The sequence below is a fragment of the Shewanella litoralis genome (genome assembly GCF_009828585.1).
GTDB classification, from domain to species: Bacteria; Pseudomonadota; Gammaproteobacteria; order Enterobacterales; family Shewanellaceae; genus Shewanella; species Shewanella litoralis.
In genome coordinates this window covers 37,980-49,180 of record NZ_WSRZ01000019.1, presented here as the reverse complement: position 1 = coordinate 49,180, position 11,201 = coordinate 37,980, and the positions used below count along the sequence as shown (strand labels likewise).

At 42.5% G+C, this 11,201-nt stretch carries 7 protein-coding genes; 1 reads left to right on the top strand and 6 read right to left on the bottom strand.

What is annotated here, in order from left to right; translation table 11 throughout:
* Positions 1 to 29: 29 nt before the first annotated feature.
* Together GQA99_RS14960 and GQA99_RS14955 are read right to left on the bottom strand one after the other, a co-directional pair.
* On the bottom strand, positions 30 to 1,409 hold the full coding sequence (locus GQA99_RS14960; RefSeq protein ID WP_229785915.1) for a diguanylate cyclase: 1,380 nt from the start codon (positions 1,407 to 1,409) through the stop codon (positions 30 to 32).
* A gap of 199 nt (positions 1,410 to 1,608) precedes the next feature.
* Complete coding sequence (locus GQA99_RS14955; RefSeq protein ID WP_160055024.1) at positions 1,609 to 6,162, bottom strand: ATP-binding protein; 4,554 nt, start codon at positions 6,160 to 6,162, stop codon at positions 1,609 to 1,611.
* Between the two features lie 128 nt (positions 6,163 to 6,290).
* On the opposite strand from GQA99_RS14955, the gene GQA99_RS14950 reads away from it, so the two are divergent.
* Positions 6,291 to 7,202: a LysR family transcriptional regulator gene (locus tag GQA99_RS14950; protein ID WP_160055021.1), complete on the top strand. Its 912-nt coding sequence runs from the start codon at positions 6,291 to 6,293 to the stop codon at positions 7,200 to 7,202.
* Positions 7,203 to 7,273: 71 nt separating this feature from the next.
* Here the strand turns inward: GQA99_RS14950 and GQA99_RS14945 are convergent, their stop codons facing one another.
* Genes GQA99_RS14945 through GQA99_RS14930 form a run of 4 tightly spaced genes read right to left on the bottom strand, consistent with a single transcriptional unit; the run spans position 7,274 to position 11,176 of the window.
* Positions 7,274 to 8,593 carry a transporter gene (locus GQA99_RS14945; RefSeq protein WP_206194581.1) on the bottom strand — a complete coding sequence of 440 codons (1,320 nt, stop codon included), beginning with the start codon at positions 8,591 to 8,593 and terminating at the stop codon, positions 7,274 to 7,276.
* Between the two features lie 29 nt (positions 8,594 to 8,622).
* Positions 8,623 to 9,336: a hypothetical protein gene (locus GQA99_RS14940; protein WP_160055018.1), complete on the bottom strand. Its 714-nt coding sequence runs from the start codon at positions 9,334 to 9,336 to the stop codon at positions 8,623 to 8,625.
* A gap of 10 nt (positions 9,337 to 9,346) precedes the next feature.
* On the bottom strand, positions 9,347 to 10,051 hold the full coding sequence (locus GQA99_RS14935; protein WP_229785916.1) for a C39 family peptidase: 705 nt from the start codon (positions 10,049 to 10,051) through the stop codon (positions 9,347 to 9,349).
* A gap of 54 nt (positions 10,052 to 10,105) precedes the next feature.
* Positions 10,106 to 11,176 carry a FapB/FapC family functional amyloid domain-containing protein gene (locus tag GQA99_RS14930; RefSeq protein WP_160055015.1) on the bottom strand — a complete coding sequence of 357 codons (1,071 nt, stop codon included), beginning with the start codon at positions 11,174 to 11,176 and terminating at the stop codon, positions 10,106 to 10,108.
* Positions 11,177 to 11,201: the final 25 nt, after the last annotated feature.

Here is an 11,201-nt window from a genome sequence, read left to right as displayed (position 1 = left end):
AAACGACTACCACACAAAACACTTTGGTTTTACGCGCAGCAGTATTGGTTACGCCCAGATTGCTTAGCTTTGTACAGGGCCATATCGGCACGTTCGAAACAGGCTTGAATCGCCTCATGTTCATTTAATTGCGCCACACCAAAACTACAGGTCACTTTGATTTTTTGATGGAATGAAAATTCACTTAACTCTTTGGTTATCCGTTGACAAAGTTCTGCTGCACCTTGCAAATCCATATGCTTGCATACAATCACAAACTCTTCGCCTCCCCATCGCGCAACCACATCACCGTCGCGTACCGATACTTGCAACACTTGAGCAACCTGTACTAATACCTTATCGCCCATTGCATGGCCATGCATGTCATTAATCGCTTTAAAAAAATCGATATCAATTATAATAAGACTCACACCATCATTGCCATATTCACGATCATCATTCAAAAAGGTTTGGTTGAAATAATGACGGTTGTACAATTTAGTTAATGGATCGTGTTGCGCTAAAAAATCTAAATCGCTGTTTTTTCTTTCTAATTCATGCTGTAGCTTTTGTAACTCGTTGTTGTTTGCTGTGAGATGCAAGTTGTACTTAGTGACGCAAATAGTGCGATAAAGTAAAAAGAGGATAAACAGCCCCAAGACGCCCAACACTTGAAAAACCAAGCTGTAGTCGATGTCTTCCACCACGGTAATGTTATGCCATTTCTTATAAATTGAAATGTGGTCAGCATGAGTAATCTTGGCTAAGCCTGTGTTGATTTTATCAAGTAAAGCACGTTTAGAATGAATCACGCCTAAACGCAATTCATCTTCTGGGCCGCCCCAACCGGCTATTTTTAATGAGGTCAGACCCTGCTGCTGAATATAGGCATTAACTGAAAACATCGAGCCAACAAACACATCCACTTCACCTTGAGCCACTTTCTCTAAGCCTTCACGTTCATTGCTGGTTAACACAGTATTAATATTGGGGTAAAACTGCTGAATGTATTCAACAAGGCGATAATCTTTTGGAATGGCGAGAGTGCGTTGACCGATATGTTCAAAGCCTTGCAGAAATGGCTGAGTTTTGAGTGACACAAGTACATTAGGGGATTTAAAGAATATATCGCTAAATAACAGGTATTGGTCGCGTTTGGGAGTTTGATTCAACATAGGGGTGAGTTCACATTGCCCTTGCTGAAGTAACTCCAAGCTCTGTCGCCATGATGATGTTGGCACTAGCACAAAACTGAGCTCGGTATAGTCCGTTAATAATTTAAGGTAATCGGATGATATTCCGGTATGACGTCCATCGATAATGGCCTCGTAAGGCAACCAATCCGGGTCAACACAATAACGAACCACATAGTCATCTGTCGCGGTAGCCGAGTTATCCGCTTCTGCAAACGCAAAAACGGATGGCGTCACGCCAAGACCAATGCACATACATACGAATATGCAAAGTGTGCTGAGTAATATCATTCTCTTACGATTAAACAATGCTTACACCCAATTGTATTTGGACGAAAAGTGTACCTCGTAAAAAGTGTAGTATATACCAACAAAAGTATGACAAAAAAATACCCGCCTTGCGGCGGGTATGTTATTCAACGTTCAAACGTTTGATTTATGCCTCTACAGGCGAAATCACAAACAGTAAGTCACCTTGCGAGACTTGTTGACCGTTGCTATTGAGAATACGCTCAATACGATATTTTTGGTCTTCAGGATACAGTACACCTGTTTGACGGTTAAAGCCGGCTAACGTGACCTGAGAAAACATCTTCATCGCTTCCATTAGCGCTAAATTTTGCTCTACCGTTACGATATCACCTTCTTTTACAAAGTCAGCTTCACCTGGCGCTGGAGAGGTATAGAAAATACCTGCACCTTGTGCCAAGACTTTAAGCTCATTACTTTCGCCAACACGTAAAGATTCAGTATCAACTGGCATAGCTTCAGCAGCGGCTTCCATTTCAGCAATCAATGCTGGAATGTCTAACTCAGCCATTAAACGTGGCAAGTAGTTAGTGTCATATACGCCTTCGTTGAAAGTAGGATCTTTAAGGATCAACTTCAACAACGGTATGTTAGTCGCAATACCTTTAATCACTACGCTGTCTAAGTATGCATACATTTTAGCCACGACATCGGCACGATCTTTACCACGAATAATGATTTGCGCGATTAAGCTGTCGTAATATGGCGATACTTCTTTACCGGCTTCAGCAATCGAGATAATTTCTACATCGTCACGTTGTGGAATAACGCACTCGGTGATTTTACCTGGGTTAGGGATCAACTGCAGAATACCTTGGCTATCTAGCGCCGCTTTTTCTGCAGTGACACGCACTTCCATCGCATAACCTTGCTCAACAGGCTCTAGCTTCTCAATTGAACGGCCAGCGGCAATATCAAACTGCGCGCTCACAATATCAATACCAGAGGTGGCTTCGGTTACTGGATGCTCTACTTGCAGACGTGTGTTCATTTCCATGAAGTACACTTCATTTGCGTCAAGATTATAAATAAACTCAACAGTACCCGCGCCCATGTAATCAGTCGCATCACCTAACGCACGAGTGTATTCCATCACGCGTTGTTTCAGCTCTTCAGGCAACATTGTAGAACCAGACTCTTCAATCACTTTCTGGTTGTTACGCTGCACTGAACAATCACGAATACCTAGCACTTTGGTATTACCAAACTTATCACGCAATAACTGCACTTCAATGTGGCGTAATGAGGTAACGTATTTCTCTAAATACAAGTCACCATTACCAAAAGCTGCTGCTGCTTCGGTTGCGGTTTTTTGGAATAAACCAATCATGTCTTCAGAGCGCTTAACAACCTGAATACCTTTACCGCCACCACCTTGTACCGCTTTAAGCAGCACAGGGTAACCAATTTCAGACGCCACGTTTACCGCTTGCTCTGCATTGCTTAAAATACCGTGACTACCAGGAACAACCGGTACATTGTGTGCTTGCGATGTATGAATAGCATTAGACTTGTTACCCATTGTCGTCATTGAATGCACGCTAGGACCAACAAAGTTAACGCCGTTATTCACACATAAAGCAGCAAACTGAGGGCTCTCAGATAAGAAACCAATACCTGGGTGCAATGCGTCTACATCTTCATACTCAGCGACTTTTAATACTGAATAAGCATTAAGGTAACTTTCATCTGATGTATTACCACCAATACAAACCAGTTTATCGTTTTCTTTCAGCATATCTGCTGGTACTGAAGTCATGTCAGGATCTGACGCAACTAACACCACATTGATATTGTTATCGTGTGCTTTACGGATAAGTTTCACCGCTGTACAACCACGCGCATGCACTAATACTTTAGCGATTGGCTTCATCAAGGCACGCGGATCGTCTTGCACAATCTCTTCTTCTACTTCAGCCACTTCTGGCACAAGTGAAGATAAGGCTTTACTGATCACATCTTCAATTTTAGCCGTTGGCAAAGGCATTAACGGATCAATACCAGATAATTGTGCATCTAATGTTTCGCAGAATGGGTTATGCACCAATCCAGTCATCGCACCCGGTACTTTAGACAAGTAGTTAGATAGCGTTGCTGTTGACGGTAAATAAGCCGGCACAACCATTTGACCAGCAAACGGCATGTTAGTACCAGACAAGTAATAGGTTTGCACTAATGGGTGAGTCACAAAACTCGCCTGTGCGCCACCGGTACAGTCGCCAAAACCAAACATTAATACTGGCAACTCATTATCACGAATAAAACGCGTAATACGGTCGTTAACCACAGCCATTGAGAATAGCGCCGCTGCACCTTCTTTAGTCTGCATACCGCCAGAACTGATAAAACAAATTACCGGTAATTTACGCTTAGCACATTCGATTAATAGCGCGCTAAACTTCTCAGCACTGGCCATATCAAATGCACCCGCTTGGAATGCCGTATTTGATACAGCAACACCCACACGTAATTTAGTGCCGTTGTTATTAAAGTCAGCTAAACCAGTAATCAGACCGCAAGGGCGGATCTTTTTGTCAATGGCATCTTCAATCGATAAACGGAAACCGGGGAAGTTAAGCAAGTTAGCAGACATTTTGTCGGCATCAACTTCATCAAACTTAGTAAAGAACTGCTTGATGACATTTTCCCAGCCCATCTTGCCTTGCTTTTTCTCTTCGCGAAGCACTTTCTGGATCAGTAAGTCTTGGTAACCCATGGTTAAGCGGTTCCAGAAATCCTTACGACGACCAATACGCACAGGGTTAATTGTGCCGGTGTATTTGTCGTGATCTTCTTCACTGTCGAAATACTCAGGCAATAAGCGTTCGAAAAAGTAAGTCAAAATAACGAATAATGAATCGTTTAACTGCGGGAAACCCACGCTCTTCCATTGCTCTACCCGCGTTAATAACTCAGCACGGTTAGATTGATCCATAAAGTATTTAAGCCACTTATAGAACTTATTCTTGTCATTGGCTTTGTCGTTAGTTGATAGCGCATTGTCGATAGACTTATGTAGTAACTTATCAACAGATTCGCGTGACAAACTTTTAGACATCATCGCTTCTTTCGAAATCGACGCTAAACTGCCCACAACGTTGTCGTATAACGCGTTAAAAATAAGCACGTTATGACACTGCCAAATAAAGTCTTCACGCAGCTCATCATTAACCACGATATCCAGTACCGTCAGTTGATTTAGCTCAGGCCATGGGGCTTGAGTAGCCGACTTTGGTAACGACTCTAAATGTTTAATTAAGCCGTTGAAGTTGTTAGCAGCGTTACTTTTCCAGCGGTGATACAAAGACCAACCGATGTTGAATAACAAAGCTTTACGTGCTTTCTTATAGTTCTCTTTTGGTTCACCCAAAATAAAGCGCGTAATCATGTTTCGTTCAGTTGAAATCTCACCACGTTTGGTACTAAAAGTAGACCAAAGCTTATTAAGCTCTTCGTCGTAAACCAGTTTATCTGGGTTTGTTAACCATGCCTGGAATACGCGCTCTTGCTCTTGCTTAATACGCGCTAACAAGTCGCCTTCTGGCACACTCACTTTCGATAAACGACCATACTGCTCTTGAGAAATCGATTGAATACGACTGCGCAGCGTTAGGTAACGCAAATAACGGTATGCACTACCAAAAATGTTGTGATACATGGTCGGGTCGCTGGCGACCGACAACCCGGTATTATTTTCTAAAGTGACAAGGTTTTTAGACGGCGTCAAGAAACGCTGTAAACTGCGGTCGTAATGCTCTTTTAAATCGCTCGAGTCGCGCACAAAATTCATTGCTGCACGTTCAACCGCTTCAATTGAGCTGATAATCGCACGGCGTAAATTATGCTGACGCTCGTCTTTATCAGACGGAGAAAAGTCAACAATGCCGTCAATACAACCAGAGGTATATAACTCTTCTGGCGATACACCCACAGACTTAGCACACTCTTGCCACGACAAGTTGTACTTACGTGCAATGCTTTGTAAACCTTGCGGCTGAATTGTGTTGAAAATACCATCGCGAACCGACAATAAGATGTTAGCGGCAGCTAATGGAATCGCACCACCAGAATAACCCGCACCTATCACAATACCGACTGTTGGCACATCAACATTGGCACTTTCGGCAATCGCTTTAGAAATCGAATGCGCCTGGTTTTGGCTGTTAGCAATTTCACCAGCATCTGCGCCCGGTGTATCAATTAAGTACACAATAGGCATCGACAGTTGAGCAAAATGACGAATCGCTTTACATGCGGCCAGGTGATGCTCTGGCATCCACGCGCCATTGGCAGTGGTTCGCTCTTGAGCGATAAAACCGATTCGGCGGGTACGCGTACCAAAATTAAGTTCCACCTCTGCACGGTAAAACGGACCCGCATGACTTTCAGCAATAATTTTGCCTTTTAAGTCCGCGATCATCCGCTTCGCCCCAGGGCGGTTTTTATCCAAAGTGGGTTGGATTACTTTTGTCACGTAACCGTCAACATCTAAAGACGCTAAACTTTTTAAATTAGCTTGAATCGCGTCTTCATTTAATAGTCCTTTCACTTCTTCAGATAAACTCTGCTTGTTATGAGCAGGAAATAATGAAAAATCTTTAGCCAAGTGTTCAGCTTGTAAGAAAAGTGGGTCAGCCGATAGTGCTTGAGTCTTGTTAGCGGGCTGCTTTTTGCTGGTCATCCTTAGATCCTCTGCTTATATAGCCTCTGAAATTTTTTATAGCTCGTAAATATAACTTTGTTAGTAGGTAAATTACCATATAAACTACCTTGGACGCTTTGTTCCATAAATGAGACAGTGAGACTAAAATGCCCGATTTGAACGGTATGATGCTGTTTGCAGCGGTGGTAAGAGCCAAAGGTTTCTCCCAAGCAGCACGAGACATCGGACAACCTAAATCAACAATAAGTCGTAAAGTTGCCCAATTAGAGGAGCAACTTGGGGTGCGTTTATTACAACGCGACACCCGAAATTTGAGCCTGACTCAAGTTGGCGCACTGTTTTTTCAGCATTGTGATTCCATTAGTCACGAGATTGAAGCTGCCAAAGCGATTATTGAGAATACTCATAATGATATTTCAGGATCATTACGCATTGCTATTCCTGTGTCATTTTCACAAGATGTGATTGGGCATTTATGCTCAAGCTTTATGCGACTTTACCCCAACATTGAACTCGACATTCAGTTTACCGATAATGATGTCGGTTTAGTGGGTGAAGGTTATGACATTGCGATTAAATATGGCCCATTGCAGTCGTCCGATTTAGTTGCCAGATTATTGTTTGAACGCCAACCCATTCTTGTGGCCAGCCCTGGCTACATTAAAAAACATAACAGCCCAGCAACGCCACAAGAACTTGCCCAACATAATGGCATATTACTTGGCACAACATTATCGGCTCCCATTTGGCCATTGGGTAAAGGCAATCGAAAAATGATGGCCACGTTTAAACGTAAAGTGCGGGTGAACAGTGCCAGTATGGTAAAACGATTAGCACTTGATGATTTTGGCATTGCGATGTTATCCAACACCAGCTGTAAACAAGAGCTGGCCTCTGGCAGCCTGGTGCCTATTTTACAAGAATGGCCAATGGAGTCGTTTAAAGTCTACGGGGTGTATTCAAGTCGGCGACAACTCGCCAGTAACATTAGTGCCTTTTTAGACTTTTTCACGAAACGTTATACCAGCCAAGAATCGTTGCACTCGATGATGGGATAAGTAAGACATCAATAATCTATACCTTCATGCAGCTTGAATCATAACGATATCAAACTGCATCAGGGTATAAACTAGAAACGGTAAGGAAAGCGTAAACTAATTTGATAATCGGGTGAGTCTTCCGTTAACCCTGCACCGATAGATGTCACCATTGACAAATTAGGCGATAACGCTAAGGTTGCTCCAATGCCTAAACTGGCCGTGTTAGTGTCAGTTCTCGGTATTTTCTCCCATTCACCACCTTCAGGTCTTTGCTTGGTTTTACTGTAAAAACGTTGATTAAAGCTCATGCTTAAACTCATTCTTTCAGATACAGCAAATGCTAACCCTAAGCTGTAATCAAGGTAATTGCCTAAATCAATTTCCCCAGGACTTTTGCCAGCAGCGCCAGATAAATCATCAAACTCTTCTTTGAAACTTGCGCCATAATTTAAATTAAAAAATACAATAGCAGGGTCAAAGGTTTTAGCTAGACTAAATCCTGTCGACACGCTCCAGACTCCAGAACCTGAAGCCATTTCTGTAGGATAAGTTAAATTACCAGAATCCGAGGTTTCCAACGCTATACCAAATGGATCTTTTCCTGTCGGAGCGCGTACTCGAAAGTTCCACACCCAATCTGGCCAATCATAAGACTCAGTATTAAGACGATAATAAACGGCAGCACTAACATCACCAATTTGGCCGCCACTAATTTTAGCCGTTTCATAACGTTGACTAGAATTCCCCTCACCCACAGAGTCATATTGACTCCAGCGATAAAGGTACGGCAATCCTATCTCAAACTGCCAGGCATCATTTAATGTATAACGTGTTGTGAGATCAAGTTGAGTAGTGTTGGTGCGAATGCGGTCCAAATTTAAATTACCTAAAAATATCGCATCTAAGGCTAAAAAGCCCCTGAGGATAAGATCTTTTCGGCTGTAATAACTGTAAGTAAATGAAGGTTCGACAGTAAACTTGCGGGTAAATACGTTATGCGCCTCTTGTAGTACGTCATCTGTACTTCTTGCCCGATCAGGTGCTTTTTTTCTTTCAGATACATGACTTGAGGCCACGGTTTGCTGCGAAGATTCTGTTCGCGGTCTTTGTGTGGCTTGCGGCTCCGCTGGCGAAACGGTCTGCGGAGTTGCAGATGCGACCTCTGTTGTGGTGGTTTGCCTTATTAATGCCTCTTGTTTGAGTACCTGCTGTGCCATCTGATTAATCGTTTGTTGCTGCAACTTAATTTGTTGGTTTAATTGAATCAACTTCTGCTTAAGTTCAGCAATGTCTTGCTCAGATAAAGTCGATAAAGAGGCGGGTTGAGAATGAGTGTCTGCAGCATACGCAGGCATTACCAGCAAACTTGGCAATACGACTGCGGCAGCTGAGGTCCATTTCTTATTCATAAACACATCCTTGGCTCGTACAGAATGAATTAAAAACCTAATGAGGTTAAATCACTGATTTGCCTACCAAGTATATTTGACTGTATTGGTCCAACAGGCATACCGTCATACCTTATTGTAGACTGGTTTATCACTCCTTGATTGAGTCCATCAATAAAAATACTCTGTACTAACTGACCATTGCCATCTTGATAGTTAATCCCTTGACTCACATTGCTACTGGCCAGTGCAATTTGGTAACCCACAGTATTCGCATTAGCCGAAAAAGTAGTGTCACCACTTTGGCTAACCAAGGTCGTACCGACAGCTATATTAATACCTTGCAATAACGGCACTAATCGCCCCTGAGCCATATCGAGCTCATTTACAGCCAGGTTTTCACTTCCCGCTATTTGAATCCGTTGCTGTAAACCAGCAGATTGTCCTAACGAATCTAACTGGAATCCATTTTGACTATCAACGGCGTTGGGGTCGCTAATCGTAATATTTATCGAAGGTTGATTATCGACTTGGCTGAGTTCTATTTGCATTCCCACTTGTTGCTGAACGCCATTATCTTGAATAAATTGTGTTTGCATTTGCAGGCCAAAATAATAATCTTGACCATTATTGGTGTACTTACCTTTCATTGAATCTAGTTCAAAGTCTGTTAACACTTGGCTGTGTGTAAATACTGACAGCGAAGGTGGGCTCGCTATTACGGGAGTTGTAATAGCCAATAAAAGCATCATGCCTAATTTCATACCTTCCTCCTTAAAGCATGTCTGAATATGAAAAACCAAATTCGAGCAATTCGGCATCTGTCATCGGCGATAATGGATCAAGTGTATTAAGCGTTAATTTAGCCCTTGGATGTAATAAAGGGTTATCGCGCTGATAATCTTGACCTATCACCACAAACACTACGCCATTCCATTTTTGATTAAACTCATCCATGCTCATAATTCTATTACCGAGCGCGGGATCGCCTAAATACACTTCACCTTCGTCATGACGACGAAAAACCACAAAGTGACTATAGCCACCATCATTAAGCAGGACGATAGCTGGAATTTTTAATAACGACATCTCCGCTTCACCTACCTTATAACCTCGACCTCTTAACCCTTGAGATTGCAGGTAACGCTTCATATTTAACAATGAAAAGCCTTGCTCTTTAACCAAACCTAAGTCGGCGTGTTCTAACATGCCAATAAGCACTTTTTGCTCATTAATCTCATGGCGGTCATAGGCAAACTTTAACAAGCTGGCTAAACTCGCTGCACCACAAGAAAAGTCAGTTTTTTGCTCGATAACATGCTCAAACTTGCGTTCTCGAATACTTTGTATCGGTTTAGAATAGGTTCCCATTCCAGGCACAACCCCTGTAAGAGGTATATTGGCTGCAAGGCTGCTAGAAGGGATAATAAAATTGACCACGACCGATAAGATAATCATTGTTGAAGTTATGTTACTCATAATATGAATCAGGGGGTTGCCCCCCTGCCTTATTCATAACGTTTGATTAATAAGCTATTCACCTGAAACAATATCTGTGGCAGTAGTGATACTCACCAACGAAAGGTTATTTGACTGCAAATTACCCGTACCACTTGCCAAGTTAACGCCAATGTTACCCGACGCCCCCTGGAAAGCAGTGCCAGCTAACATAGAAGAGTTGTTGGTTTTTTGAGTCACGGTTTGCACAAAGTATGGTAAAACACCACTCACAGTACCATTCAGATCTAAATCACCTTCTTCATTAAAGGTCATGACTTCAGCACCAGATGGATTCTCAGTATCAAAGTCGATATGACCTCGAACCACACCATCGCCACTATTATGCTCGCCATCCCCCTCTAGGATAACCTCGGGATAATAAGCTTCAGCCAAATATGACTCACCGTCATATGTACCTTCAGCATTTAAAGCAAAGTTGACCTGGGCATATTCTATTGAATCTTGCACCACACTAATATTATCTGAATAGTTATGCCCGGTTTGCTGAACATTCGACACACTCGCTTCACCTAATGCGCCACTGTAAGTCGATGCAGCCATATTGTTTGCTTGCAGATTATTATTACCCGCAGCCACGTTAACGCCAATATTACCTGTCGCATTCATAAATGAAGCGCCGTCGATGGTCGATGTATTGGTTGAAGCATCATTCCATACAGTATTAAATCCTCCCACTTGTGTGCTGAAAATTTCAGCATCACCAGAACCAAATGCAAAACCGGCATCAATTGCTGCTAATGCTGCTGAGTTTGATTGCGCATTAAACTCACCGGCAGCCTGGTTAACACCAATATTACCGCTTGAATTTTCAAACGCGTTACCCGTAATCTGAGCCTCATTATCATGGTAAGAATTCACAACCATGTTGGCACTGGACTCTTGAACATTTTCAACGACAGCCATACCAAGCCCGTTGGCAAAAATGTTTCCTTCTATGGTCACGGCACCTTCGTAACTTAATTTTTTGGTCACTTTTACTTTTTTATCTAATTCAACACTACTGTCTGTCTCTGTCATTCCATTTGCATATGCAGAACCACTCATTATTGCTGCAATACTTAGCACTAGAGTTAGTTTTTTCATCTTCCTTTCCTCCGATCGATGATAA

What these genes read in the sequence shown, in the direction of transcription:
- GQA99_RS14935 (WP_229785916.1), bottom strand. Translation starts at nt 10,051, where the DNA reads ATGAGTAACATAACTTCAACAATGATTATCTTATCGGTCGTGGTCAAT.
- GQA99_RS14940 (WP_160055018.1), bottom strand. Translation starts at nt 9,336, where the DNA reads ATGAAATTAGGCATGATGCTTTTATTGGCTATTACAACTCCCGTAATA.
- GQA99_RS14955 (WP_160055024.1), bottom strand. Translation starts at nt 6,162, where the DNA reads ATGACCAGCAAAAAGCAGCCCGCTAACAAGACTCAAGCACTATCGGCT.
- GQA99_RS14945 (WP_206194581.1), bottom strand. Translation starts at nt 8,593, where the DNA reads ATGAATAAGAAATGGACCTCAGCTGCCGCAGTCGTATTGCCAAGTTTG.
- GQA99_RS14930 (WP_160055015.1), bottom strand. Translation starts at nt 11,176, where the DNA reads ATGAAAAAACTAACTCTAGTGCTAAGTATTGCAGCAATAATGAGTGGT.
- GQA99_RS14950 (WP_160055021.1), top strand. Translation starts at nt 6,291, where the DNA reads ATGCCCGATTTGAACGGTATGATGCTGTTTGCAGCGGTGGTAAGAGCC.